General features: G+C 71.0%; 24 protein-coding genes. 10 read left to right on the forward strand and 14 right to left on the reverse strand.

The annotated features are described in order from the left end of the window. The first annotated feature begins 61 nt into the window (after nucleotides 1–61). The 4 genes from AB0959_RS47195 to recX all read left to right on the forward strand — a co-directional run bounded on the left by AB0959_RS47195 (nucleotide 62) and on the right by recX (nucleotide 3,800). Nucleotides 62–256 carry a DUF3046 domain-containing protein gene (locus AB0959_RS47195; protein WP_366833114.1) on the forward strand — a complete coding sequence of 65 codons (195 nt, stop codon included), beginning with the start codon at nucleotides 62–64 and terminating at the stop codon, nucleotides 254–256. A gap of 219 nt (nucleotides 257–475) precedes the next feature. Further along, on the forward strand, nucleotides 476–1,657 hold the full coding sequence (locus AB0959_RS47200; RefSeq protein ID WP_366833135.1) for an AI-2E family transporter: 1,182 nt from the start codon (nucleotides 476–478) through the stop codon (nucleotides 1,655–1,657). 263 nt (nucleotides 1,658–1,920) lie between these two features. Beyond that, nucleotides 1,921–3,048, forward strand: a complete 1,128-nt coding sequence (gene recA, locus AB0959_RS47205; protein WP_366833115.1) for a recombinase RecA — start codon at nucleotides 1,921–1,923, stop codon at nucleotides 3,046–3,048. An 8-nt stretch (nucleotides 3,049–3,056) separates the two neighbouring features. Beyond that, nucleotides 3,057–3,800 (forward strand): recombination regulator RecX, encoded by a 744-nt coding sequence (gene recX / locus AB0959_RS47210; RefSeq protein WP_366833116.1) that lies wholly within the window; start codon nucleotides 3,057–3,059, stop codon nucleotides 3,798–3,800. Nucleotides 3,801–3,908: 108 nt separating this feature from the next. Here the strand turns inward: recX and AB0959_RS47215 are convergent, their stop codons facing one another. The 8 genes from AB0959_RS47215 to AB0959_RS47250 all read right to left on the reverse strand — a co-directional run bounded on the left by AB0959_RS47215 (nucleotide 3,909) and on the right by AB0959_RS47250 (nucleotide 10,623). Further along, complete coding sequence (locus AB0959_RS47215) at nucleotides 3,909–4,325, reverse strand: rhodanese-like domain-containing protein (protein WP_366833117.1); 417 nt, start codon at nucleotides 4,323–4,325, stop codon at nucleotides 3,909–3,911. Next, nucleotides 4,322–4,885 (reverse strand): cysteine dioxygenase, encoded by a 564-nt coding sequence (locus AB0959_RS47220; RefSeq protein ID WP_366833118.1) that lies wholly within the window; start codon nucleotides 4,883–4,885, stop codon nucleotides 4,322–4,324. The genes AB0959_RS47215 and AB0959_RS47220 overlap by 4 nt, the downstream gene beginning before the upstream one ends. A gap of 87 nt (nucleotides 4,886–4,972) precedes the next feature. Further along, nucleotides 4,973–5,059, reverse strand: coding sequence for a putative leader peptide (locus AB0959_RS47225; RefSeq protein WP_313960178.1), 87 nt, complete (start codon nucleotides 5,057–5,059; stop codon nucleotides 4,973–4,975). An 87-nt stretch (nucleotides 5,060–5,146) separates the two neighbouring features. Beyond that, nucleotides 5,147–7,000 carry an FAD-dependent monooxygenase gene (locus AB0959_RS47230; RefSeq protein WP_366833119.1) on the reverse strand — a complete coding sequence of 618 codons (1,854 nt, stop codon included), beginning with the start codon at nucleotides 6,998–7,000 and terminating at the stop codon, nucleotides 5,147–5,149. A 190-nt stretch (nucleotides 7,001–7,190) separates the two neighbouring features. Next, nucleotides 7,191–8,126, reverse strand: coding sequence for an amino acid ABC transporter permease (locus AB0959_RS47235; protein WP_366833120.1), 936 nt, complete (start codon nucleotides 8,124–8,126; stop codon nucleotides 7,191–7,193). Continuing rightward, nucleotides 8,123–8,791, reverse strand: coding sequence for an amino acid ABC transporter permease (locus AB0959_RS47240; protein ID WP_366833121.1), 669 nt, complete (start codon nucleotides 8,789–8,791; stop codon nucleotides 8,123–8,125). Before AB0959_RS47240 ends, AB0959_RS47235 begins: the two co-directional genes overlap by 4 nt. Before the next feature lie 75 nt (nucleotides 8,792–8,866). Further along, complete coding sequence (locus AB0959_RS47245) at nucleotides 8,867–9,703, reverse strand: glutamate ABC transporter substrate-binding protein (protein WP_366833122.1); 837 nt, start codon at nucleotides 9,701–9,703, stop codon at nucleotides 8,867–8,869. A 143-nt stretch (nucleotides 9,704–9,846) separates the two neighbouring features. Beyond that, nucleotides 9,847–10,623, reverse strand: a complete 777-nt coding sequence (locus AB0959_RS47250; RefSeq protein WP_366833123.1) for an amino acid ABC transporter ATP-binding protein — start codon at nucleotides 10,621–10,623, stop codon at nucleotides 9,847–9,849. Nucleotides 10,624–10,902: 279 nt separating this feature from the next. Here AB0959_RS47250 and AB0959_RS47255 point away from each other — a divergent pair, with 279 nt between their 5' ends. Then, nucleotides 10,903–11,589 (forward strand): response regulator transcription factor, encoded by a 687-nt coding sequence (locus tag AB0959_RS47255; RefSeq protein ID WP_366833136.1) that lies wholly within the window; start codon nucleotides 10,903–10,905, stop codon nucleotides 11,587–11,589. Between the two features lie 9 nt (nucleotides 11,590–11,598). Further along, nucleotides 11,599–13,005: a HAMP domain-containing sensor histidine kinase gene (locus AB0959_RS47260; RefSeq protein WP_366833124.1), complete on the forward strand. Its 1,407-nt coding sequence runs from the start codon at nucleotides 11,599–11,601 to the stop codon at nucleotides 13,003–13,005. A 27-nt stretch (nucleotides 13,006–13,032) separates the two neighbouring features. Here AB0959_RS47260 and AB0959_RS47265 read toward each other — a convergent pair whose 3' ends face one another. Both AB0959_RS47265 and AB0959_RS47270 read right to left on the reverse strand, forming a co-directional pair. Then, a complete protein-coding gene (locus tag AB0959_RS47265) occupies nucleotides 13,033–14,028 on the reverse strand; it encodes a TAXI family TRAP transporter solute-binding subunit (RefSeq protein WP_366833125.1) in 996 nt (331 codons plus the stop codon). 158 nt (nucleotides 14,029–14,186) lie between these two features. Continuing rightward, nucleotides 14,187–15,344 carry a peptidoglycan recognition family protein gene (locus AB0959_RS47270; protein WP_366833126.1) on the reverse strand — a complete coding sequence of 386 codons (1,158 nt, stop codon included), beginning with the start codon at nucleotides 15,342–15,344 and terminating at the stop codon, nucleotides 14,187–14,189. Nucleotides 15,345–15,587: 243 nt separating this feature from the next. Here AB0959_RS47270 and AB0959_RS47275 point away from each other — a divergent pair, with 243 nt between their 5' ends. Together AB0959_RS47275 and nagZ are read left to right on the forward strand one after the other, a co-directional pair. Continuing rightward, nucleotides 15,588–15,983 (forward strand): hypothetical protein, encoded by a 396-nt coding sequence (locus AB0959_RS47275; protein ID WP_366833127.1) that lies wholly within the window; start codon nucleotides 15,588–15,590, stop codon nucleotides 15,981–15,983. A gap of 110 nt (nucleotides 15,984–16,093) precedes the next feature. Continuing rightward, the gene (gene nagZ, locus AB0959_RS47280) at nucleotides 16,094–17,593 is read left to right on the forward strand and encodes a beta-N-acetylhexosaminidase (RefSeq protein WP_366833128.1); all 1,500 of its coding nucleotides are present in this window, start codon (nucleotides 16,094–16,096) and stop codon (nucleotides 17,591–17,593) included. 67 nt (nucleotides 17,594–17,660) lie between these two features. Here nagZ and AB0959_RS47285 read toward each other — a convergent pair whose 3' ends face one another. Next, nucleotides 17,661–18,950: a glycosyl hydrolase gene (locus tag AB0959_RS47285; protein ID WP_366833137.1), complete on the reverse strand. Its 1,290-nt coding sequence runs from the start codon at nucleotides 18,948–18,950 to the stop codon at nucleotides 17,661–17,663. An 81-nt stretch (nucleotides 18,951–19,031) separates the two neighbouring features. Here AB0959_RS47285 and AB0959_RS47290 point away from each other — a divergent pair, with 81 nt between their 5' ends. Both AB0959_RS47290 and AB0959_RS47295 read left to right on the forward strand, forming a co-directional pair. Beyond that, nucleotides 19,032–20,066, forward strand: coding sequence for a BadF/BadG/BcrA/BcrD ATPase family protein (locus AB0959_RS47290; RefSeq protein WP_366833129.1), 1,035 nt, complete (start codon nucleotides 19,032–19,034; stop codon nucleotides 20,064–20,066). After that, nucleotides 20,066–22,411, forward strand: coding sequence for a glycoside hydrolase family 3 N-terminal domain-containing protein (locus AB0959_RS47295; protein WP_366833130.1), 2,346 nt, complete (start codon nucleotides 20,066–20,068; stop codon nucleotides 22,409–22,411). The genes AB0959_RS47290 and AB0959_RS47295 overlap by 1 nt, the downstream gene beginning before the upstream one ends. Here AB0959_RS47295 and AB0959_RS47300 read toward each other — a convergent pair. Genes AB0959_RS47300 through AB0959_RS47310 form a run of 3 tightly spaced genes read right to left on the reverse strand, consistent with a single transcriptional unit; the run spans nucleotide 22,375 to nucleotide 25,654 of the window. Then, nucleotides 22,375–23,256 carry a carbohydrate ABC transporter permease gene (locus AB0959_RS47300; RefSeq protein WP_366833131.1) on the reverse strand — a complete coding sequence of 294 codons (882 nt, stop codon included), beginning with the start codon at nucleotides 23,254–23,256 and terminating at the stop codon, nucleotides 22,375–22,377. The genes AB0959_RS47295 and AB0959_RS47300 overlap by 37 nt on opposite strands. Continuing rightward, entirely contained in the window at nucleotides 23,253–24,248 is a 996-nt protein-coding gene (locus tag AB0959_RS47305) for a sugar ABC transporter permease (protein ID WP_366833138.1), read from the reverse strand. Before AB0959_RS47305 ends, AB0959_RS47300 begins: the two co-directional genes overlap by 4 nt. A 26-nt stretch (nucleotides 24,249–24,274) precedes the next feature. After that, a complete protein-coding gene (locus AB0959_RS47310) occupies nucleotides 24,275–25,654 on the reverse strand; it encodes an extracellular solute-binding protein (protein ID WP_366833132.1) in 1,380 nt (459 codons plus the stop codon). Nucleotides 25,655–25,915 lie beyond the last annotated feature (261 nt).

The raw sequence follows: 25,915 nt of genomic DNA on the forward strand, positions 1-25,915 counted from the left end.
GAAAGCGGTCTCGGCAAGCCGTCCCGGCTCGGCCCACCCCCTGGGGCGGGATACTGGAGGCATGCGGTTGACGGTCTTCTGGCAGCGGATGGCGGATCACTTCGGCGCGGGGTACGCCGACACCTTCGCGCGCGACCACGTGATGTCCGAACTCGGCGGACGGACCGTGCACGAGGCGCTCGACTCCGGCTGGGAGGCCAGGGACGTGTGGCGCGTGGTGTGCGCGTCCATGGACGTTCCGGACGAACGGCGCTGAACCCGCCCGAACGCATCGGGCGGGACGGCGGTCGCGGGCGTGAAGATTCGGGGGCGGCGGCCGATTGTCGGCGGCGTGGGTGAGACTTGGTCCGTGGCTCCCACAGACGAGACCGCGGCTCGCGCGGACGAGACCGCGCAGGTCGACCAGCACGCATCCCCGGTCGGCACCACGCCGACCACCCGCCCCCCGTCAGGTGACGCCGCGGGGCGGGAGCGCATGCCGCGCTGGCTGCCGCGCGCCATGGTGCTGGCGCTCGCGCTCGTCGCCGTGTTCCAGCTGGGCAACTGGGCGTTCCACCAGCTCATCGGGCTGCTGATCAACATCCTCATCGCGTTCTTCCTGGCGCTCGCCATAGAGCCCGCGGTCAGCTGGATGGCTTCGAAGGGCCTGCGCAGAGGGTTCGCCACCTTCCTCGTCTTCTTCGGCACGCTGATCGTGGCCGCCGGATTCGTCACACTGCTCGGCTCGATGCTCGCGGGCCAGATCATCAAGATGATCGAGGGCTTCCCCGAGTACCTCGACTCCGTCATCAGCTGGGTCAACACGACGTTCCACACCGAGCTGAAGCGGGTGGACATCCAGGAAGGCCTGCTCCGCTCCGACTGGCTCCAGAAGTACGTGCAGAACAGCGCCACCGGTGTCCTGGACGTCTCCGCGCAGGTCCTCGGTGGCCTCTTCCAGCTGCTGACGATCGCGCTGTTCTCGTTCTACTTCGCCGCCGACGGCCCCCGGCTGCGGCGCGCCCTGTGCTCCGTGCTGCCGCCCGCGAAGCAGGCCGAGGTGCTGCGCGCGTGGGAGATCGCGGTCGACAAGACCGGTGGCTATCTGTACTCGCGCGGCCTGATGGCGCTGATCTCCGGGGTGGCCCACTACATCCTGCTGGAGTACCTCGGGGTGAACTACGCCCCTGTCCTCGCCGTCTGGGTCGGCCTGGTCTCCCAGTTCATCCCCACCATCGGCACCTACCTCGCGGGTGCCCTGCCGATGCTGATCGCCTTCACGGTCAACCCGTGGTACGCGCTGTGGGTGTTGGGTTTCGTCGTGATCTACCAGCAGTTCGAGAACTACGTGCTGCAGCCCAAGCTGACCGCCAAGACGGTCGACGTCCATCCTGCGGTCGCCTTCGGGTCGGTCATCGCGGGCACCGCGCTCCTCGGCGCCGTCGGCGCGCTGATCGCCATCCCGGCGGTCGCCACACTGCAGGCGTTCCTCGGGGCGTACGTGAAGCGGTACGACGTCACGGACGACCCCCGGGTGCACGGGCACCGCAAGCGGACTCCGGGCAGCGTCCTCGCCCGCGCGCGCCGGCTGCTCGAGCCGAAGCGGGAGCCGGAGCGGGAGCCGGAGCGGGAGCCGGAGCGGGAACTGGAGCAGCAGCCGGAGAGCGGCGCTTCCTGACGCGGGTCCCGTGGGGCCGGGGTGCGTGTGTGACGCGCCGTCGGCGCTCGCGCGGCTGCGCTTGACACCAAAATCGAACATCCGTTCTTATGGAGGCTCCGGCGGGAACCTCGGCGAGAGCCCCGGCGGGGATTTCAGCACGATTTTCGCGGAGATGTACCCGAGTTATCCACAGGCGGGACGGGCGTCGGGGCCCATTGTCAGTGGCAGGCGTTAGCGTCTTTCACGTGAAGCGATCGACTCAAGCAAATCGGGTGGAACCCATGGCAGGAACCGACCGCGAGAAGGCGCTCGACGCCGCACTCGCACAGATTGAACGGCAATTCGGCAAGGGCGCGGTCATGCGCATGGGCGACCGGACGATGGAGCCCATCGAGGTCATCCCGACCGGGTCGACCGCCCTCGACGTGGCCCTCGGTGTGGGCGGTCTGCCCCGCGGCCGTGTCGTGGAGGTCTACGGCCCGGAGTCCTCGGGTAAGACGACCCTGACCCTGCACGCGGTGGCGAACGCGCAGAAGGCCGGCGGCCAGGTCGCCTTCGTGGACGCGGAGCACGCCCTCGACCCCGAGTACGCGAAGAAGCTCGGCGTCGACATCGACAACCTGATCCTGTCCCAGCCGGACAACGGTGAGCAGGCGCTGGAAATCGTGGACATGCTCGTCCGCTCCGGCGCGCTCGACCTCATCGTCATCGACTCCGTCGCCGCGCTCGTCCCTCGCGCGGAGATCGAGGGCGAGATGGGCGACTCGCACGTGGGTCTGCAGGCCCGTCTGATGAGCCAGGCCCTGCGGAAGATCACCAGCGCGCTCAACCAGTCCAAGACCACCGCGATCTTCATCAACCAGCTCCGCGAGAAGATCGGCGTCATGTTCGGCTCCCCGGAGACCACGACCGGTGGCCGGGCGCTCAAGTTCTACGCCTCGGTGCGCATCGACATCCGCCGCATCGAGACCCTGAAGGACGGCACGGACGCGGTCGGCAACCGCACCCGCTGCAAGGTCGTCAAGAACAAGGTCGCGCCGCCCTTCAAGCAGGCCGAGTTCGACATCCTCTACGGCCAGGGCATCAGCCGCGAGGGCGGCCTGATCGACATGGGCGTGGAGCACGGCTTCGTCCGCAAGGCCGGCGCCTGGTACACGTACGAGGGCGACCAGCTCGGCCAGGGCAAGGAGAACGCGCGCAACTTCCTGAAGGACAACCCCGACCTCGCCAACGAGATCGAGAAGAAGATCAAGGAGAAGCTGGGCGTCGGGGTCCGGCCCGAGGAGCCCGCCGCCGAGCCGGGCACGGACGCGGCGATCTCGGCCACCGCCGCGGACGAGGCCGCTAAGACGGCACCCGCTGCGGCTGCCAAGGCTCCCAAGTCCAAGGCCTCGACCGCCAAGAGCTGACCCGTACAGTGCCTGACTCACAAGCGTGGCGAACGGAACGGACGGAGTACACCCACCCGCTCCCCCCTGAGGACGAGGGGCTCAGGGGAGACGGAGGCGTCAGCGGGCACGATGGCCGACCGGACCGCGATGCCGGGCCGCGCGGCGGGCGTGGCCGTGGGCGCCGCGGACGGGGCACCGGCGAGTCGTCCGGGGGCCCACAGGACGGAGGCTCCCCTTTCTCGTCGAGGGCCGAGAAGAGGGAGCCCCCAGGGGACCCGGCTGAGCAGGCGCGGGCGATCTGCCTGCGCCTGCTCACCGGGACTCCGCGCACGCGAAAGCAGCTCGCGGACGCGTTGCGCAAACGGGAGATCCCCGAGGACGTGGCGGACGAGGTGCTGTCACGGTTCGAGGAGGTCGGCCTGATCAACGACAGCGCGTTCGCGGACGCCTGGGTGGAGTCCCGGCACCACGGCCGGGGGCTGGCCAGGCGGGCCCTCGCCCGGGAGCTGCGGACCAAGGGGGTGGACTCGGCGCTCGTCGACGAGGCCGTCGCCCAGCTCGACTCCGAGCAGGAGGAGGCCACGGCGCGCGAGCTCGTCGCCCGTAAGCTGCGTTCCACGCGTGGCCTCGACCGCGACAAACGGCTTCGGCGCCTGGCCGGCATGCTCGCCCGCAAGGGCTATTCCGAGGGCATGGCCCTTCGGGTGGTGCGGCAGGCACTGGAGGAAGAGGGGGAGGACACGGAGGGATTGGGGGACGACGGGTTCTGACCGGGGCTCGGGATGTGGCCGCTGGACCGGCGGCCGGAAGAGGATGGGCAGGACGGAAGAGGGACGGAGAAGAGGGAGCCCGCAGTGGGCTCCCTCAGGGCTCGGCTCCTAGGACGCCACCGGCAGCCCGGCAGCCCTCCACGCCTGGAAGCCGCCCACGAGGTCGGTCGCCCGGTGCAGCCCCAGTTGCCGCAAGGACGCGGCGGCGAGGCTGGAGGCGTAGCCCTCGTTGCAGACGACCACGACGTGGAGGTCGTGACTCGTGGCCTCGGGCGCGCGGTGGCTGCCCTGCGGGTCGAGCCGCCACTCCAGCTCGTTGCGTTCGACGACCAGGGCGCCGGGGATGAGGCCGTCGCGGTCGCGCAGGGCGGCGTAGCGGATGTCGACCAGGAGAGCCGTGCCTGTCCGGGCGGCGTCGTACGCGTCCTTCGGTTCGACCCGCTCGAGCCCCTCGCGGACACGCTCCAGCAACTCGTCGATACCGACGGGGCGTTCGACGGCCGGGTCGCGCTCGGTGGTGCTCACTGCCAGTCCTCGGGGCGCTCGACCTGCTCCAGACGGAGTACCGGACCCGTACGGCTGTAGCGGCGGATCCGGGGGAGGGGCGGGTAGTAGGCGTGGACGGAGATCGCGTGCTGCTCGGTGGACACGTTGAGGACCTCGTGCACGTGGTGCCGGCCGAACGCCCGGCCCTTGCCGGCCGTCAACTGCCGTACGCGGTCCACGTCTTCGGCGAGTTCCAGCGTCTTCCAGCCGTCGGTGGGCAGCCGGGCGGTGAGCGAGTTCTCCGTCAGCTCACCGGAGGCGGTGACGAAGGCGCCCACGGAGTCGGCGTGGTCGTGCCAGCCCGTCCCGGTGCCGGGCGGCCAGCCGATCAGCCACGCCTCGCTGCCGCCGGGGCCGTCGAGACGTACCCAGGTGCGGCCCTCGGGGTCGAGGGGGAGAGCGGCGATCAAATCGGCGTCTGCGGCGGCACGGCGCGCGAAGTCGAGCAGTTCCGCCTGGGTCGGGGCGGACGCGGCGGAAGGGGAGTCGGAGGCGGTGGACGTGGGGGCAGCGGAGGGCGCGGTGCGGGAAACAGACACGGGTACCGTCCTGAGGAGCTGATGAGCGTTCGCGTGGAGGCGCGCAGACCGAGAACGGGCGCGCGGAGAAGAAAAAGGGATGCGAATTCAGCAGGACGGACGACACACGCAGCCCGCATAGCGGACGAGGTCCATATGGACCCTCCGCCACAGGCGCACACAGGTGTCGGTCACGATCCGGAGTACACCATGGTCGCGGAAACGGGTCAACTCACAGTCACTATGTGGACCTGACGGTGACCGTGAGTTCGACCCGCCGGCTCAGCCGGCCGTACCCTTGCCGGTCCCGTTCCCCGCACCGGTCCCGGCCTCCTCTCCCGTTCCGGCCCCCGCTCCCGTTCCCGTGGCTGCCTTCGGCTTCCCAGAGCCGCCCGAGCCGCCCGAGCCGCCCGAGCCGCCCAGGGTCGCCTCCGCCGCCGCGTACAGGTCCGCCGGGCGTACCCCGCTGAGCGCGGTGACCAGGTGGCCGTCCGGCCGGATCAGCAGCACCGTGTGCGCGGCCGCGCCCGGGTAGCTCTCGGCGACCAGCAGTTCGGCGGGGTGCGGCAGCGCGGTCACCGCGGCGGCCAGTCGTGGCATGATCCCGGCGCTGACCCAGTGCTTGCGGGCCCAGACCCCCGTACCCGGTGCGATCAGCAGGACAAGCAGCGCTCCGCGCCCAAGCCGGTCCCGCAGGCGCACGAAGGTGCCGTCCTCGGCGGTCACCCGCACGTCGACGACCTGAGAACCGGGGGAGGTCTCGACGGCGGTCTCCGACTCGGCGCGTGGAGGCGCGAGCGGTGAATCGGCGTACGCCCCGGGCGCGCCCAGCGGGCCGCGCCCCAAGTGCCCGTCCGTGAGCAGCGCGTCATGACCGCGGGACGAGCCGGGGACGTACGACCGCAGGCCCTTGCCGCCGCGCAGCAGGGGCAGTGCCTGGTCGGCGGCACGCAGCCGGGCGGCGACCATCCCTCGCCGTTCCGTCTGGTAGCTGTCGAGCAGCGCCTCGTGGGGGCCGTGGTGCCAGGCGAGCGCCAGCTTCCAGGCGAGGTTGTCGGCGTCCCGCAGGCCCTCGTCGAGGCCTTGGGTGCCGAGCGCGCCCAGCAGGTGCGCGGCGTCCCCGGCGAGGAAGACCCGGCCGGCCCGCCAGCGACGGGCGAGACGGTGGTGGACGGTGTGGACTCCGGTGTCCAGCAGGTCGTACGGAGGGGTCGGGCCCGAGGTCCAGCCCGCGAGGGTCTCCCGGATGCGCGCCACCAGCACGTCCGGTGTGACCAGGTCCTTGCCCGGCGGCAGCAGCCAGTCCAGGCGCCACACGCCGTCAGGGAGGGGACGCGCGGTGATCTCCCCGGCCGCGGGCCCGGACGTCCGCCACGGCGGCGCCCGGTGCAGCAACGCTTCCCCCGGCCAAGGGAGTTCCGTCCGCAGCGCCGCCACGGCGTGCCGTTCCACCGCCGTACGTCCGGGGAAGCGGATGTCCTGGAGCTTGCGCACCGTCGAGCGGGGGCCGTCGCAGCCGATGAGGTAGCTGCCCCGCCACCAGGTGCCCTTGGGGCCGCGGGTGTGCGCCGTGACGCCCGACGGCTCCTGCTCGACGGCGTCGAGGCGGCTCTCCACGGCCACCTTGACCAGCCGCTCCTCCGCGACGGCGTCGCGCAGCGCGCCCGTCAGCACGTGCTGGGCGAGGTGCAGCGGGGCCGGTCCCGCGGATGCTTCCGGAAGACCCTCCGCGGAACCCCGGGCATCGCCCCCGGCCCCGGCCCCGGCCCCGGCCCCGGCCCCGGCCCCGGCTCCGGACCCGCGCCCGGACCCGCGCCCGGATCCGGCCCCGGACTCGCGCCCGGATCCGGCGGCAGCCTCGCCGGGCATGTCGTCGAAGCGGACGTTCCGCATCACCTGCCGGCGGCGCACGGAACGCCAGCCGCTCCAGAGGAGTCCGGCCCGGGCCAGCGGGAACCCGGTCAGCCGTGTCAGGAGCGCGGTCGTGTCCTCGCGCAGGACGACCGTGCGCGCCAGCCGCTGTTCGTCCTTGCCGGGGCCCTCGTCGAGCACCACGGACGGGACCTCCTGGCGTGCCAGCGCGAGGGCGAGCGTGAGCCCGACGGGCCCCGCCCCGACGATGATCACCGGATCCACGGCGCGGTGCCCCCAGCCTGGAGCGGTGTCCTGCGGAACGTTCGGGAACAGCCAGATGGAGCGGGGTGCACGATCACAGAACGTATGCAACCCACTGCTGGTGTTTGCGTCAAGTGACGGAGGCAGCGGCGCGCGGGCCACTGCCTCCGAATGTCCCCATGTCGTCAGTTGTTCGGCATGTTCGAGCCGTTCAGGGTGTCTTCCCCGTGCCGCCTCCGCCGGTCGTTCCCGGGTCGATGCCGTGCACGCCGACCACCTCACCGGGAGCGTTGAGACCCTCCAGGTCCTCGGCTCCGAGGACCGCGCCCGTGCTCCTCTTGCTGCGGCGCAGCCTGCGCTCCAGCCAGCTGGCGAAGCTGGTCAGGATGAAGTTGAGGACGATGAAGATGACCGCCACGACGATGAAGCTGGGGATGACGTTCGCGAAGTTCGCCGCCAGCGTCTTGCGGGCGTTGAGCAGCTCGGTGAAGTTCAGCATCACGCCGCCGAGGGCGGTGTCCTTCACGATCACGACGAGCTGGCTGACGATCGCCGGCAGCATCACGGTGACGGCCTGCGGCAGCAGGATCGACGTCATGACCTGCGTCTTGCGCAGACCGATCGCCTGGGCGGCCTCCGTCTGGCCCTTGGGCAGCGACAGGATGCCCGCGCGGACGATCTCGGCGAGCACCGAGGCGTTGTAGAGGACGAGGCCGGTGACCACCGCGTACAGCGGTCGGACGTCACTGCTGAAGTCCGAGTAGTCCGAGTAGAACTGGTTGGCGAAGACCATCAGGATCAGCACCGGGATGGCGCGGAAGAACTCGACGACCACGCCGGCCGGGACGCGCACCCACTTGTGGTCCGACAGCCGCGCTATGCCGAAGACCGCACCCAGCGGCAGGGCTATGACCATCGACAGAGCCGCTGCCTTGAGCGTGTTGCCGAGGCCGGGCAGCAGATACGTCGTCCACGCCTGCGACTCGGTGAACGGCTTCCACTTGGCCCAGTCGAGCTGGCCCTTGTCGGACATGGTCTGCCAGGCCCACCAGAGCAGGAGCACCAGCAGGGCGGCGAACACCACCGAGTAGAGGACGTTGCGCCGTTTGGCCCGGGGGCCCGGAGTGTCGTACAGAACGGAACTCATCGCTTCACCGCCAGTCGCTTGCTCAGCCAGCCGAGGAGGAGGCCGGTCGGCAGCGTCAGCACCACGAAGCCCAGCGCGAAGATCGCGGTGATGGCGAGGAGCTGCGCCTCGTTCTCGATCATTTCCTTCATCAACAGCGCGGCCTCCGCCACACCGATGGCGGCCGCGACCGTCGTGTTCTTGGTCAACGCGATCAGTACGTTGGCCAGCGGGCCGATCACCGTACGGAACGCCTGCGGAAGCACGATGAGCGTCAGCACCTGGGTGAAACTCAGCCCGATGGCGCGCGCCGCCTCCGCCTGCCCGACGGGCACCGTGTTGATGCCGGAGCGCAGGGCCTCGCACACGAAGGCCGCGGTGTACGCCGTCAGACCCAGGACAGCGAGCCGGAAGAACTTCGTGTCGAAGTTGTCCTCCGCTCCCATCGTGACGCCGAAGATGTTGGCGAGGCCGAGCGAGGTGAACACGATGATGACGGTCAGCGGGGTGTTCCGCACGATGTTGACGTAGGCGGCGCCGAAGCCGCGCATCAGGGGTACGGGGCTGACGCGCATACCGGCCAGGACCGTGCCCCAGACCAGGGACCCGACGGCCGAGAGCAGTGTCAGTTGCACTGTCGTCCAGAACGCCCCTAGGACGTCGTAGCCTTCAAGAAAGTCGAACACGATCTCCCGCGCTTCCGCGTGTGCCGAGGGCGGCGGTGGGCCGGTCCGCCGAGCGGCCCACCGCCGATTCCTGCCTTACTTGACGACGTTGCCGATCTTCGGGGCGGGCTCGTTCTTGTAGCTCGAGCCGAAGTTGTCCTGGACGGCCTTGTCCCAGGACTTGTCGCTGACCATCTTCTCCAGGGCCTTGTTGATCTTGTCGACCATCTCGGTGTCGCCCTTCTTGACACCGATGCCGTAGTTCTCGTTGCTCAGCTTCAGGCCGACCAGCTTGAACTTGCCCTTGTACTGGTCCTGCGCCGCGTAGCCGGCGAGGATCGAGTCGTCCGTGGTCAGCGCGTCCACGGCGCCGCTCGCGAGCCCGTCGACGCACTCGGAGTACGTGCCGACCTGCTGCAGATTGGCCTTCGGGGCGATCTCGTTCTTCATGTTCTGCGCCGAGGTCGAGCCGGTGACGGAACAGAGCTTCTTGCCGTTGAGGTCCGTGCCCTCCTTGATGCCCTTCTCGTCGGCGCGGACCAGCAGGTCCTGGTGGGCCAGAAGGTACGGGCCGGCGAAGTCGACCTGCTTCTTGCGCTCGTCGTTGATCGAGTAGGAGGCGACGATGAAGTCGACGTCTCCGCGCTTGAGCGCGTTCTCGCGGTCGGCGCTCGGCGTCTCCTTGAACTCGATGTTCTTCGCGTCGTAACCGAGCTGCTTGGCCACGTAGGTGGCGACATCGACGTCGAAGCCCGAGAACGAGCCGTCGGGCTCCTTCAGACCGATGCCCGGCTGGTCGTACTTGATGCCGACGGTGATCTTCTTGCCACCGCCGTTGCCGCTGTCGCCGCCGTCACCGGAGCCGCACGCGGTGGCGGCCAGGGCGAGGGTGAGGACGGTGGCCGAGGCGGCGGTGACCTTGCGGAGCTTCATGGAGCACATCCTTTGTGTGGTGAAGAGATGCGGGCCGTCGGTGCGGAAAGTGGGGCGCAGGCCGTCGGATGCGGGTGGCGCGGGCGGTTGAGGCCGGGGAACACGGGCCCCGGAACAGCGCCCAGGGGTGGCTCAGTGGTGGCTCAGTGGTGAAGGATCTTCGACAGGAAGTCCTTGGCCCGGTCGCTGCGGGGGTTGCTGAAGAACTGGTCCGGCACGGCCTCTTCGACGATGCGGCCGTCGGCCATGAAGACCACGCGGTTGGCGGCCGAGCGGGCGAAGCCCATCTCGTGGGTGACGACCACCATCGTCATGCCGTCGCGGGCGAGCTGCTGCATGACTTCCAGGACCTCGTTGATCATCTCCGGGTCGAGGGCCGAGGTCGGCTCGTCGAAGAGCATGACCTTCGGGTCCATCGCCAGTGCACGGGCGATCGCGACGCGCTGCTGCTGGCCGCCCGAGAGCTGCGCCGGGTACTTGTCGGCCTGCGTGCCCACACCGACGCGGTCGAGCAGGGCGCGCGCCTTCTCCTCGGCCTTCTTCTTGTCGGCCTTGCGGACCTTGATCTGTCCCAGCATCACGTTCTCGAGCACCGTCTTGTGCGCGAAGAGGTTGAAGGACTGGAACACCATGCCGACGTCGGCGCGGAGCCGGGCGAGCTCCTTGCCCTCCGCGGGCAGCGGCTTGCCGTCTATGAGGATCGCACCGTCGTCGATGCTCTCCAGGCGGTTGATGGTGCGGCACAGGGTGGACTTGCCGGACCCCGAGGGCCCGATCACCACGACGACCTCGCCCCGGGCGATGGTCAGATCGATGTCCTGGAGCACGTGCAACGCGCCGAAGTGCTTGTTGACGCTCTTCAGGACGACCAGGTCGTTCGTCTCGGCCACGGCGTCCTTGGCCACCGATACTTCGGTCATCGCTTTCTGGCTCCGTCCTCCTCGGTTTCGGAGGACAGTAATGACAGGCCGCGACCAGCGTCATTACATCTGAGCGAGAATTGAGCATCACGATCCGGTAGCGGAACCGACACTTACCGTAGTGGCCGGGTCATGCAGCGTACCGGCTGCGTAACGCCGGGGGCACCACACTTGACGCGGTCCTGACTCATCGGCGTGACTGCCATGGGGCACGAACGACCCGACGCACAGAAGAACGCCCAGAAGAACGCCCAGGAGAACGCACAGGAGGGGGCCGGAATGAGACTGCTCCTCGTCGAGGACGACAACCACGTCGCGGCCGCCTTGTCCGCGGTGCTGGCGCGGCACGGCTTCGACGTCACACACGCCCGCAGCGGCGAGGAGGCGCTCCAGGCGCTGGTCCCCGAGAGTGACGGGTTCGGCGTCGTGCTGCTGGACCTCGGCCTGCCCGACCAGGACGGTTACGAGGTCTGCGGCAAGATCCGCAAGCGCACCGGCACCCCGGTGATCATGGTCACCGCCCGCTCCGACGTACGGTCCCGGATCCACGGCCTGAACCTCGGCGCCGACGACTACGTGGTCAAGCCGTACGACACCGGGGAGTTGCTCGCCCGTATCCACGCGGTGAGCCGGCGCAGCGTCCCTGACGACGCGTCGGAGGCAGGCGACAGCGCGCTCCATCTGGGGTCCGTGCGCATCGAGTTGCCGACCCGTCAGGTCAGCGTGGACGGCTCGGTGGTGCAGTTGACGCGTAAGGAGTTCGATCTGCTCGCCCTGCTCGCCCAGCGGCCCGGGGTGGTCTTCCGCAGGGAGCAGATCATCAGCGAGGTGTGGCGCACCAGTTGGGAGGGGACCGGGCGCACCCTGGAGGTGCACGTGGCGTCCCTGCGGTCCAAACTGCGCATGCCCGCACTGATCGAGACAGTACGCGGAGTCGGGTACCGGCTCGTCACCCCCGCGTCATAGCGTGCCCGCGTGCGCACTCGTCTTCTCCCGCTGCTCATCGTCCTCATGGCCGCCGTGCTGCTCGCACTCGGCATCCCGCTGGGGGTGAGCCTGGCCGCCGCGGAGCAGCAGAAGGTGGTCGTCGACCGTATCGACGACACCGCCCGGTTCGCGGCGCTCGCTCAGTGGGTCACCGAACGCCCCTCGGGCTCACGGATCGACGTCGCCGACGAGCGCTACGAGACCCTGCAGAAGGAGATCGACCGCTACGAGAAGGTGTACGGCATCCGGGCGGGCGTCTTCGACCGCTACGCGCAGCCCACGGTGAACGCGCCGCGCAACTGGTACGTGCCGAACCGGGGCGAGGGCCGCGACGCGTTCGACGAGGCCAGGGCGGGCCGCCGCAGCCACGACCCGGAGCAGGTGTGGCCTTGGCAGCGCCACTGGCTCGTCGTGGCGTCACCGGTCATCCGGGACGGGGACGTCGTGGCCGTCGTCGTCACCGACTCGCCCACCGGGAAGATGCGGTCGGAGATCCTGCGCGGCTGGCTGGTCATCGCCGCGGGCCTGGTCGCCGCGATGCTCCTCGCCGTCGGGGCCGCGCTGCGGCTGTCCGGCTGGGTCCTCAAGCCCGTGCGCGTCCTGGACACCACCACCCACGCCATCGCGTCCGGGCGTCTGAAGTCGCGGGTCGCGGTCGCCGGGGGCCCGCCGGAACTCAGGCGGCTGGCCCGCTCGTTCAACGAGATGGCCGACAACGTCGAGGACGTCCTGGAGCAGCAGCGCGCCTTCGTCGCCGACGCCTCGCACCAGTTGCGCAACCCCCTCGCCGCGCTGCTGCTGCGCATCGACCTGCTCGCGCTCGAACTCCCCGAGGGCAACGAGGAGATCGCCTCCGTCCGCACCGAGGGCAAGCGCCTCGCCCAGGTCCTCGACGACCTGCTGGACCTGGCGCTCGCCGAGCACGTCGAGGCGCACCTCAGGCTCACCGACATCGGCGAGCTGACCGCCGAGCGCGTGGCCGCGTGGGAGCCGGTCGCCGAGAGCAAGGGCGTCACGCTGACCGGGACCTGCCCGCCCACCACCGCCTGGGCCGACCCCGTCGCCCTGTCCAGCGCCCTGGACGCGGTGATCGACAACGCCCTGAAGTTCACGCCCGAGGGGAAGGGCGTGGAGGTGAGGGTCGCCTCCAACGGCACGGTCTCCTCGGTCGTCGTCGCCGACGGCGGGCCCGGTCTCGGTGACGAGGAGCTGGCCCGCATCGGCGACCGCTTCTGGCGCAGCCCGGGCCACCAGAACATCAAGGGCTCAGGACTGGGCCTGTCCATCACCCGTGCCCTCCTCGCCGCGAGCGGCGGCTCGATCGAGTACGCCCACCACGAGCCCCACGGCCTGCGGGTGACCGTCACGGTCCCGAGGACGGGCCCGACCCCCTGAAGGCTCCTGGCCGCCCCCTTGGGCCCCCTACGGCTTGACCGAGCGGTAGTAGCGGCGGGCGCCCTCGTGCAGGGGCAGGGGGTTCGTGTAGATGGCGGTGCGCAGGTCCACGAGCTGGGCCGCGTGGACGTGCGAGCCGATGTTGTCGCGGCTGTTGATGACGGTGCGGGTGAGCCACTCGGTGAGGCGGGGGTCCAGGTCCTCGCGCGTGATGAGCAGGTTCGCCACGGTGAGCGTCTGTACCGGCCGGCCGTTCTGGACGGACGGGTAGGCGTCGGCCGGCATCACCGAGGACCGGTAGTAGCGGTAGGCCTCGCCCTGGGCGTGCAGGTCGGCGACGGTCCGGCTGCTGATCGGGATGAACCGGAAGTCGTACGCCTCGGCGAGGTCGACCAGCCCCTGGGTCGGCAGGCCGCCCGACCAGAAGAAGGCGTTTATCTTCCCCTCCCGCAGCCGCTTCGGGGCCGTCCCGATGGTGTCGTTCTCCGGCTTGATGTCCTTGTCGAGGTCCAGGCCGGAGGCACGGAGCACCCGTTGGGCGATCAGCCGCACGCCGGAGTCCTTGGGCCCGACGCCCACCCGCTTGCCCTTGAGGTCCTGGATCCTCTCGATGGTCGAGTCGTGCGGGACGACGATCTGCACGTAGTCGTCGTACAGACGGGTCAGTCCCCGCAGCCGCTCGAAACCCTTGGGGTCGACCGACCGGTACGTCTCCACCGCGTCGGCCGCGGCGATGGCGAAGTCGGCCTGTCCGGTGGCCACACGTGCGACGTTCTGCTGGGAGCCGTCGCTCGTCTTCAGCTCGACCTTCAGGCCCGGCATGTCCTTGGAGACGGCGTTGCGCAGCCGCTTGCCGTAGTCCTGGTAGACGCCGCTGGACGATCCGGTGCTGACCGAGATCGTGCCGGTGGGCGGCTCCTCGCGCGGCCACAGCCACCACGCCAGCAGCCCGAGGACCACGAGCCCGGCCGTCGAGGCCAGGAGCACGCGGTGGGCGCCGATGCGGTGGAGTGCCTGAAACATGCGCGCGATCCTGCCAGGTCGGCGCGTGGTGGCCAAGGGCCGTGTGCGTACGCGGGTCGCTGAGGGCTCGTGCGAAACCTGCGGGTGCGTCCTGGCTGGTCGCGCAGTTCCCCGCGCCCCTAAGGGGCGCGCCCTTAGGAGCGCGAGGAACCCTCGGGTCAGCCGCGGGCCGCCGCCGCGTCGCGGAGTCGGTCGAGCTCGTCGTACATCGTCTGGCCCGGGCACTCCGTGTCGAACCAGTCCCGGTGACCGGTGATCTCCGGGACCTCCTTCACGTTGCCGTTGACCGGGTTCTTGTACGTGACGGTGGCCTTCGGGTCGACGCCGTGGAAGCGCGTCAGCACGCGGATCAGCCGGGTCAGCGACTCGCGGGCCGCGTCCGTCGGGCCCTGGTCCGTCAGGGTGCCGAGCAGGGCGATGCCGAGGTTGCCGATGTTGTAGCCGACGGCGTGGAAACCGGTGACCAGGTTGCCGTCCTTGTCGTGCGCGGGGATGCCGTCGTCGCCCGAGTACCGGCCCTCGTAGATGTTGCCGGCCTCGTCGATGAGGAAGTGGTAGCCGATGTCGCCCCAGTCGTTGGTGATGGCGTGGAGCTGGTAGATCGCGCGCACGGTGGCCGCCGGGTCCGGGTCGTCGTTGACCGTGGCGGTGTGGTGGACCGTGATGGTCTGGAACGGGTAGTACGCGGTCGGTGTGTTCTCCGTGCCGTCCGCCTTGAAGCGCAGCTTCTCGTCCGCGCCCCAGGCCGGCCGCGACAGGTAGGCGACACCGCGCACGCGGGTGGGGTCGGACGGAACGGCGACCTTGCGCCCCGGCCCCTCCTGGGTGTCGAGGGCCAGCGAGCGCAGTTCGGTGGACCCGTCCGGCGCCTTCAGCTCGTAGCCGGACGCCTTGTCGGTGGAGATCAGCAGGGCGCCGCCGTTGGTCTCCGAGCAGCCGCCGGTGCCGAACTTCTGCCAGGAGCCCTGGCCGCCGTCCGCGTCGGTCAGCCGGATGCCGCCGCCGGACGCGTCGGACGTGCCTTCCCAGCGCACGCCCACGTAGCCGATGGGGAAGGCCGCCTCGACGGGGGCCTCGCCGGTGGCCGACTTGGCGCGGGTCTTGGGGAACGTCTCCGAGGTCGTGCCGGCCTTGGTGTCGGCGGTGTCGATGGAGGCGTCGTCCGAGTCGTTGGTCGTGGCCATCACGGTCGGTGTGATCACGGCCGCGGCCGTGATCGCGCCCGCGGCGCCGATCATGGAGCGCCGGGTCACCTTGGACTTCGCCCGGTGCGATGGGGAGGTGGGGGGAGTGGCGGGAGTGGGGGGAGTTGTCACGGTGGGGTCCTCAACGTTTCTTGTCGTGCTTGTCCTGGCCGTGGGGACGACTGGCGGGCGCGGGCGATCGCCCGGCCGTGACGGCAGGGCGGAGCGGGCCGGGGATGCGCGCCGGCCGAGCTTGAAGACTCAAGGGAGAGTAAGGGGGGCGGGTCACCTTGCCACACACCGACCCCCTGCTACTGGTGAGTTGGGAAATCCGCGCAGGGCGGGCCCCTGGTCGCGCACCGGTAGGGTCGCCGGATGCACCGCTCTCCAGCCGACCTCGTCCGTGAGTTCCATCGCGCCTTCGGGCTCGACACCCGCAGCGAGCCGACGGAGGTGGCGCCGGAACTCGCCGCCCACCGGGGCCGGTTGCTCGCCGAGGAGGCCGCCGAGGTCGACGAAGTGGCCGTGGCGGGCCCGCTCGACCGGCTGGCGCACGAACTCGCGGACGTCGTGTACGTGGCGTACGGCACCGCCCTCGTCCACGGGATCGACCTCGACGCGGTGATCGCCGAGATCCACCGCTCCAACATGACCAAGCTGGGCCCGGACGGCAGCGTCGCCCGCCGCGCGGACGGCAAGGTCCTCAAGGGAGACCACTATCGGGCGCCGGACGTGTCGGGGGTGCTGCGGAGTCAAGGGTGGAAAGGGTAGAGAGGGGGAAGGGGGGACTCTCGTTTCGGTTGAATGATTCACCTTGTGCGGTGTAATTGGTGACTCGTATCATCCGAGTTCAGTGCCGCAGCGACCAGAGGACTCCTGAGGTGGCCCACCCCGAGCACGTGCACGACCGTCCGGACCTGCCGGCCGACCTGGACGAGGCCGCCCACCGATGCCTGGTCGCCGGGTTCGGGGGCGCCACGGCCGTCCCCGACCCCCTGAAGCGGCTCATCGACCGCGGACTCGGCGGAGTCATCCTCTTCACCCGCAACGTGCGCGACGCCGACCAGCTCCGCGGCCTCACCGAGCGACTGCGGGCACTGCGCCCCGACCTGCTCGTGGCCATCGACAACGAGGGCGGCGGCATCGGGCACCTGGTCGGCGCCGGCGCACCCGACGTCCCCGGCAACTTCGCGCTCGGCGTGGTCGACGACACCGAGTTGACCGCACGCTGCGCCGACGCGCTCGCCGGGCACCTGGCCTCCCTCGGCATCACCGCCTCGTACGCCCCCGTCGCCGACCTCCAGCACCAGTCGCGCAACCCCATCGTGCGCACCCGCTCCTTCGGGGCCGACCCCGCGCTCGTCTCCCGTCAGCTGCGCGCCTGGATCACCGCCACCGAGGCGCGCGGCATCGCCTCCTGCGCCAAGCACTTCCCCGGGCACGGCGGAACCGAGACCGACAGCCACCACGACATGGCCGTCGACCCGCGCCCGTACGACGAACTCGCCCAGGACATCGAGCCGTTCCGGGCGGCCGTCGCCGCGGGCGTGCCCATGCTCATGAGCGCCCACGTGGTCTACCCGGAGCTGGACCCCGAACGGCCCGCCACCCTGAGCCCGCGCATCCTGGGTGAACTGCTCCGCGGGGACCTCGGGTTCGACGGCGTCCTTGTCAGCGACGCCCTGGAGATGAAGGCGATCTCCGACCGCTACGGCGAGGCGGCCGGAGCGCGACTCGCCCTCGCCGCCGGGGCCGACCAGGTCATCGTCGCGGTCGCGGACCTGGACGTCACCCTCGCCTGCCGGGACGCGGTGCTCCAGGCGTTGCGGGACGGCGAACTGCCGGCCGAACGCGTGCTGGAGGCCGCGGGCCGGGTCCGGCGGCTGGCCGAGCGGTACACCGCCCCTGCCGAAACCGGCCCGTGGGACGCCGACGCGGGGCTGGCGGCGGCACGCCGGGCCGTAAGCGGCCAGGGCCTGCCGGGGCCCATGCGGGGCGCCCATGTCGTCGACCTCTTCCCGCCACCGCACCCCGCCCTCAACTGGGGCGGTGAGGACCTGCTCACCGAGGTGCGCGCCCTGGACCCCACGGCCACGGGAACGGCCGTCACCGAGGATCCCGCGGACCCGGCCGGACTCATCGCCGAGGTGCTGCGGGGTGCCGAGGGATCGCCGCTGGTGGTCGCCACGTACGACGCCGGGCTGCACCCCTGGCAGCTCCGGCTCCGTGACGCGCTGCTGGCCGGGCGGCCGGACGCGGTGCGGGTGGCGACGGGGTTGCCGGACCCGGGAGACACTGAAGGCGAGGCAGTCGGCCTGTGCTCCTACGGGCGGGGGCGCGTGAACCTTCGGGCGGTGGCGGAGGCGCTCACGGGCGCGTGAGAACGCCCGGTGCGCCCCCGCCCACGCTCGTTCCCCTTCCCGTATCCACCCTCCCGCTCCCGGGGTTTCATCCTCCCGCGGCCCCTTCGATCCGTACGAGCTCCGTGATCCCCCTGGCCGCGAGGTACCCGGAGTCGTCCGCGCGCTCGGCGAGGACCACGGCCGGGCGGGTGCCCTCGGTGCGCAGCCGCATCCACGTCTCGAAGTACGCGCCGCCCGGACCCGAGACGGAGCGCGTACCCGGTGCGCAGTCCAGGACCAGGGCGATGGCGCGGGGCTCGGGAGCGGGCGCCTTGGCGCGCAGTTCGGCGACCGTGTCGGCGAGGGCCGTGGCGATCGGCTTGGTCCGGCCGGAGGAGTCGAACAGGCCGAGGGTGTACTCCAGTTCCGGGTAGTCGGCCAGGGAGCGGTCCACGTCGTGGGAGCACCACCACGTCACGCCCCACAGTCCGGTGCACCCGGCCGCGTTGAGCACGGTCGCGCGGGCGAACTCCGGGGCGTCGGCCGCGGGGATGTGCGGCTCGGGCGCGCCCGTCTCCTGGACCCAGACCGGCCGGTCGACGTCCACGGCGTACGCCTTGGCGAGCTCCACGCCGTACTCGGCGAGGTGGTGGACCTGCGGGGAACGAGGCCCGTAGCGGCCGGCGCAGTTCGCGGAGAAGACCCAGGGGTGGACCGTGGTCAGGTCGCCCTTGCGGGCGGAGGCCTCCGGGGTGAACGGGTGGTCGTCGCCGTACCAGGCCGCGTCGTACGCGGAGTGCGTGACCAGGCGCCCGGGCGCGTCACCGGCGAGACCGTCCCGGGCGGCGGCCAGGAGCGTGTCGAGGTAGTGGTCCACCTGCTCGGGCGTCACCGGGTTGTGCTCGACCAGGTTGTTGAGTTCGTTGCCGAGCTGGAGGCCGATGAGGTTGGTGCGGCCGGCGAGGGCTCCGCCGAGCACCTTCAGCAGCCGTGCCTGGGCCTCGACGGCGTCGGGGTCGGTGAACACGTTGCGGTGGTGCCAGCTGCGGGTCCACTCCGGATAGAAGTCGAAGCTCGACAGGTGGCCCTGCACGCCGTCCACCATGACGTCGAGGCCCGCCTCGCCCGCCAGATCGACGAGCCGGACCAGCTGGTCGACGGCCGCGGCGCGGATCAGTGTGCGGTTGGGCTGCAGGAGCGGCCAGAGGTGGAACACCCGGACGTGGTCCAGGCCCAGCCCGGCTATCTGCGCCAGGTCCTCGCGGGCGTGCGCCTCGTCGAAGTCCTGCCAGGAGTGGAACCAGCCGCGGCGCGGGGTGTAGTTGACGCCGAACCGGAGAGGCCGGTCGGGGGACGGTGCGGGCGCGGGGGGAGTACTGATGGGGTCCTCCTCGATGCATGCGCGGTATGCATGGCGTGCCCCGAACGGGTGATCGGGTCTTGTCCTCGGCGAATGTATCAACCACCATAGTCGCCGATGAACAATGAATTGAACCAGGATCTCGTGGTCGGTCTGGACGCGGGCGGCACCCGCACCCGCGCCGTCCTGGCGACCGCCGGGGACGGACGCCCGCTGGGCGAGGGCGTGGCCGGTCCGGGCAACGCCCTGACCGTCCCCGTGCCGCAACTCACCGAGCACCTCGCCGAGGCCGTCGGCCGGGCGGTGCCGGAGGGGGCGCGCGGCAGGGTCGTGGCCGTGGCCGGCGGCTTCGCGGGCGCCACGGGAGCCTCCCCGGACGAGCCCGGGCGGCTCAACGCGCTGGCCGCCCTGACCGCGGCGCTGGGCGGCCTGGGCATCGGCACCGAGCCGGTCGAGGTCTGCAGCGACATCGAGGCCGCGTTCGCCTCCGCGCCCGGCGCCCCCGCCGACGGCCTCGCCCTGGTGGCGGGCACGGGCGCGGTCGCGGCCCGGATCGCCGGTCGCCACTGCGCCGCCACCGTCGACGGCGACGGCTGGCTCCTCGGCGACGACGGGAGCGGCTTCTGGATCGGCCGAGGCGCGGCACGGGCCGCCCTGCGCATGGCGGACGGACGCGGCCGGCCCACGCTGCTGGCCGCCGCTGTCGGACGCGCGCTGGGGCTGCCGGAGGAGGTCCTGCCGTACGAGCCGGGGAAGGCGTCGTACGACACGGAAGGCGCCGCCGCGCACGAGTGGTCCCGAGAGCGGCGCGAGGCCTTCCGCATGCACCTGCTGCCCACCGTGATGGCGCAACCGCCGATCCGGCTGGCCGGGCTCGCGCCCCTGGTGGCCGAAGCGGCCGGCCGCCAGGACGCCGTCGCAGGGGCCATCCTCGACCGGGCGGCGGAGCGACTGACGGAAACCGTCCGCGCGCTGGAACCCCGGCCCGGCGAACGGATCGTCGCCACCGGCGGCCTGCTCGGCCCCGACGGCCCTCTGACGGCACCCCTGACCGGCAGGCTCCAGGCCCTCGGCCTGACGCTCGACCGGGTGGCGGACGGCTGCCGGGGGGCCGTGGCCCTCGCCCGGCTCGCGCACGGCGGTCGCGGCTGATGAGCGACACCCGGCACGACCCCCAGCAGGCCGCTCGCCCGGTCTACCGCGACCCCACGGCTCCCGTCGACACCCGCGTCCGCGACCTCCTCTCCCGTATGACCCTGCGCGAGAAGGCCGGCCAGCTCAACCAGCGCATGTACGGCTGGGACGCCTACCGCCGCACGCCCGACGGCGAGTTCGAGCTCACCGAGGCCCTGTACGCGGAGACCGAGCGCTTCGCGGGGCTCGGCGCCCTGTACGGGCTCTTCCGGGCCGACGCCTGGTCCGGAGTCGACCACGCCACCGGAGCGGGCGCGGCGCACGGCCCGGCCCTCGCCGACCTGGTGCAGCGTCACGTCGTGGCCTCCAGCCGCCTCGGCATCCCGGCCCTGCTCGTCGAGGAGGTCCCGCACGGACACATGGCCCTCGACGGCACCGTCCTCCCCGTCAACCTGGCCGTGGGCGCCACCTGGGACCCCGAGCTGTACGAGCGCGCCGCCGCCCACGCCGCCGCCGAACTGCGCGCCCGCGGCGGCCACGTGGCCCTCGTCTCCGCGCTGGACATCGCCCGCGACCCCCGCTGGGGCCGTACCGAGGAGTGCTTCGCGGAGGACCCGTACCTGGCCGCCCGGCTCACCGAGGCGCTGGTGCGGGGCATGCAGGGGGAGGCCGGGGCCACGCGGGACGGCCTCTTCGCCGACGACAAGGCCCCCGTCGTGCTCAAGCACTTCGCCGGACAGGGCGCCACGGTCGGCGGCCGCAACTCCGCCGAGTCGGAACTCGGACTCCGGGAACTGCACGAGATCCACCTCCCGGCCGCCCGCGCCGGAGTCCGGGCCGGCGCCGCCGCCGTCATGGCCGCGTACAACGAGGTCGACGGCATGCCCTGCTCCGGCAACCGCGCCCTGCTCCACGGACTGCTCCGCGAACGCTGGGGGTTCGAGGGCCTCGTCATGGCCGACGGGCTCGCCGTGGACCGGCTGGCGCGGATAACGGGCGACGCGGTGTCCGCCGGTGCCCTCGCCCTGACCGCGGGCGTCGACCTGAGCCTGTGGGACGAGGGCTTCACCCGCCTTCAGGAGGCGGTCGAGTGCGGTCTCGTCGGCGAGGACGTCCTGGACGCCGCCGTCGCCCGCGTGCTGAGCCTGAAGTTCCGCCTCGGGCTCTTCGACCGGCCGTACACCGCCGACCGGCCGGCGCCCGCGCCCTCTCCCGGTCGTGGTCGCGCCCTGAGCACCGCTCTCGCCCGCGGCGCGGTCACCCTCCTCCACGACGACGGCCAGGTGCTGCCGGTTCGGCCCGAGGTCGCGCGCATCGCCGTGCTCGGCCCGCACGCCGACACGACCGTCCACCAACTCGGGGACTACACCGCCCCGCAGCGCCCCGGCACGGGCAGCAGCGTCCTCGACGGACTGCGCCGCCTCGCCCCGCCCGGCCTCGCGATCCGTCACGCCCGCGGCTGCGCCCTCACCGGCGACGATCTCTCGGGCATCCCCGAGGCCGTCGCCGCGGCGAGCGCCGCCGACCTGGCCGTCCTCGTGCTCGGCGGCAGCAGCGCCCGTACGCCGGACACGGACTTCGCCGCCAACGGGGCCGCGCGCTCGGCGGTCTCCGAGATGACCTGCGGAGAGGGCGTGGACCTCGCGCGGCTACGGCTCGGACGGGCCCAGCACGCGCTGCTGGACGCCGTCACCGCCACCGGCACGCCCACCGTGGTCGTCCTGGTCCAGGGGCGCCCGCACGCCGTCCCCGAGGCGGCGGACCGCGCGGCGGCCCTGCTCACCGCCTGGTACCCCGGCCCCTGGGGCGGCGACGCGATCGCCGAGGTGCTGCTCGGGCACGCGGAACCCGGCGGACGGCTCCCCGTCTCCGTGCCGCGCTCGGTCAGCCAGCTGCCCGTCCACTACAACCACAAGGACACCGAGTACCGGGGGTACGTCGACGAGAGTGCCGAGCCGCTCTACTCCTTCGGTCACGGGCTGACGTACACGGCCTTCGCGTACGGCCCGCCGCGCCTCGCCGGGCAGACCGTGGAGGTCGACATCACCAACACGGGGCGGCGCCGTGGCCGCAGCGTCGCCCAGCTCTACATACGCCGTCTGCTGACGCCGGTGTGGCCGCGCGTCCTCGAACTGCGGGCCTTCCTCGGTGTCGAGCTGGCCCCGGGGGAGTGCCGTACGGTCGCCCTCCCCCTCGGCGCCGACCAGCTCGCGCAGGTCGGCGCCGGCCTGGAGACGGCCGTGCTGCCGGGGACCCTGGAGATCCGGGTCGCCGAGTCGTCGCGGGCGGCCCTGACCGCCGTAGCCCTGGTGCTGAGGGCCGATGGTCAGAACTTCACGGCACCGGCGGAGACACCCTTGTAGAACCAGCGCTGCGTGATGACGAACAGCACCAGCACCGGTACGACGGAGATCACCGACCCGGCCATGACGATCCGCTGGTCGTAGCCGAACGACGAGCTCTGCAGCCGTGAGAGGCCCAGCGTCAGCGTCATCTGGTTCTCGGAGCGCAGCACGATCAGCGGCCAGAGGAAGTCGTCCCAGGCGCTGATGAACGTGTTGATGACCACCACCATGATCGCGCCCCACGCGGACGGCAGATAGAGGTGGCGGAAGCGCTGCCACTCGTTCGCGCCGTCGATCATCGCCGAGTCCTCGATCTCGCGCGGCACCGCGAGGAACGCGCCGCGCATCAGCAGGACGTTGATGGCGCCGACGAACCCGGGCAGCCACACGCCCACCAGGTTGTCGACCAGGCCGAGGTCACGGATGCTCAGGAACAGCGACACCATGATCGACTCGAAGGGGAACATCATGGAGGCGGCCAGCAGGACCCAGACCGTCCTGCGGCCCTTCCAGGCCGGCTTGGAGAGCATGTAGCCCGCCGTCGTGGAGAACAGCAGCTGACTGGTGACCGACAGGATCACCACGATCACGCTGTTCCGGATGTATGTGGCCACCGGCACCTGTTCGAAGACGGCCCGGTAGGCCCGCAGGGTCGGGTCGTGGGGCAGGAGCGAGGCGTTCGCCCCGAACACGTCCTCGTTGGTGCCCTTCAGCGACGCCAGGAACTGCCAGACCAGAGGGCCGACGGTGATGGCGAGCACGAAGAGGAGCAGGAGGTAGCGGACGACCAGTTCCCGGGGGCGGCCGTAGTCCCGCCAGCGGGGCATCAGGCGCCGGCGCTTCGTCATGGCGACGGTCGTCATGACTCGTCCTCCTTCGTCAGGCGCTGCGCCAGCAGGGTCAGCCCCAGCGTCAGCAGGAACAGGGCCACGCTGACCGCCGAGCCGTAACCGGCGTTGCCGGTCATCGGGTCAAGGCCGACGTCGCGGATGTAGAAGGGCAGGGTGCGGTCGGCTCCGCCGGGGCCTCCGGTGTAGCTGCCGAGCATGTAGATCTCGGTGAACACCCGCAGGGAGCCGATGCCGGTGAGCGTGCCGACCAGCATCATGGCCTGCCGCACGCCCGGCACCGTGATGTGCCAGAAGCGCCGGATCGCGCCGGCTCCGTCCATGGACGCCGCCTCGTGCAGCTCCTGCGGGACGTTCCCCAGGGCGGCCAGGTAGAAGATCATGTACCAGCCGAGCCCCTTCCACAGCGTCAGGCCCATCGCGGAGAACAGGATCAGCCACGAGTCGGACAGGAACGGGATGGCGTCCTTGATCAGATGGGCCTTCTCCAGCCAGGTGTTGATCAGGCCCTCGTCGGCCAGCAGCCACTGCCAGCTCAGACCCACGACCACGCTGGAGGCGAGCACCGGGGTGTAGAAGGCCGAACGGAAGAACCCGATGCCGGGCAGCTTCTTCTCCACCAGGACGGCGAGCATCAGCGGCAGCAGCACCATCAGCGGCACCACGATCACCGCGTACAGCAGGCTGTTGCGGGTCGCCAGCCAGAAGTCGGGGTCGTCCAGCATCCGCGTGTAGTTCGACCAGCCGACGAAGCCCGCGGCGCCGCCGAGCGGCTTGGCGTCGGTGAACGACAGCAGGAGCGTGTTGAGGAAGGGGAACACGCCGAACACGGCCGCGCAGACGACGGCGGGCGCGGTCCACAGCCAGGGCAGCCACCAGCGGCGGTACAGCGCGGCGCCGTTGGCGCCGGGGGCGGGGCCGGGGCGCAGGGCCCGGCCGAGTCGGCGTATGCGGGACGGGGCCGTGCCCGGCGCGGAGGCTGTGCGCCCCGCGCCGGGCACGGACACCGGCTTCGCGGTGTCGGTCACCACAGTCAGCTGCCCTGCTTCAGCAGCTCGTTCGCCTTGGCCTGGGCGTCCTTCACCGCCTGCTCGGGGCTCTTCTTGCCCTGCATGGCCAGCTGCACCTGGGAGACGATCGCGTTCTGCACCGCCGGGGAGAGGTTGGTCTGGTTGGGATTGGCGGTCTTGAGCTGCTCGGCGACGAGCTTGCGGGACTGCGCGAACGGGTCGTCACCGGTGGCGTTCTGGAAGAACGGGTCGTTCAGCGAGGCCGAGGTCGTCGGGAAGATCACGACGTTCGGGTCCTTGCACCAGGCCGTCTGGTTCTGGGCGTTGGTGAGGAACTTGGCGAACGCGAGCGCCGTGGGGGCGTTCTTGCTGGTCGAGGCGACCCCGATGTACTGCGGGGCACCGGTGCTGGCGTGGCCGAGCGCGTCGTAGGGCTGCTGGCCGACGCCGGTCTTGGCATAGACCGAGGGGCTGTTCTGCTTCACGAAGCGCACGAAGCTCGGGTTCGTCGAGCCGTAGGCGACCTGGCCCTGGCTGTACGGCGTGGAGGGGTCGTTGTTGGAGGACAGCGAGTCCTTCGGCATGGCCCCTTCCTTGTACAGCTTCGCCATCCAGGCGACCCACTCGGTGGTCCTCGGGTCGTCGGCGAAGGTGGCCGTCTTGCCGTCGGCGGACAGCGTCTTGATGTTCATCTGGTCCCAGTCGGCCGGGATCCGCCAGACTGGGTTGGCCATCGTCGCGTAGAACTTGCCCTTGCCCGCTTTGGCGACCTTCTCGTAGTCGGCGAACAGCCCGAAGAGGGTTGTCGGCGGCTTCGCGGGGTCGATGCCGGCCTTCTTCAGCATGCTGGTGTTGTACGTCAGCAGGACGCCGCCGGTGTACCAGGGGAAGACGGTGTGCACCGACGCGCCCTTGGCGTCCTTCATCGCGCTGGCATCCCAGAACGTCTTGACGAAGGGCTTGGCTGCGGAGGGGTCCTTGGCGCCCAGGTTGAGGAGGAAGCCGGACTTGGTGAGGGGTGTCGCGGTCGGGGCGTTGAGGTTGATCACGTCCGGGAGGGTGCAGGCCTGGGCGTCGGCGACGTTGCGCTGGGTGAACGTGTTGTCGCCCGGGTCGTCGATCCACTTGACCGAGGTGCCGGGGTTGGCCTTCTCGAAGTCCTTGATCACTCCGTTGAAGAAGCCCCCGAAGTCTTTCTTCAGGTTCGTGGTCTGGAAGGTGATCTTGCCCTTGATGTCGCCGGAGAGCTTGCCGGAGCCGACGTTGCCCTTGTCGACCTTGCAGTTGCCGACGGTGGCGTCCCCGTCTCCGGAGCCGCCGCCGCCCGACAGGCCGCAGCCCGCGGCCGTCAGTGACAGGACGACCAGACAGGTCAGGGATCCGGTGAGTCTTCTTGCGCGCATTGTTGTTGCCCTCCTGCGGCCAGGTTGCTGCACTCGTTGCTGGTTCAATTCACCAACTTCGACTCCGATTGATGAAAAGGTGGACCAGAATTCATCGGAGGTCAATGGGGTTCCGTGTTGCGTTTCGGTTCCGGCCGGGTTGGTGAGGGGTGCGGGGCGCTGCCGCGGGGCTGCGGGGGCGGGGCGGGGGGGGTGGGGGGGGGGGGGGGTGTTGCACCCCCCCCCCCCCCACCCCCACCCCCCCGCCGGCCCCCCCCAACC

The sequence above is a fragment of the Streptomyces sp. NPDC046862 genome (assembly GCF_040704615.1).
Lineage (GTDB): Bacteria > Actinomycetota > Actinomycetes > Streptomycetales > Streptomycetaceae > Streptomyces.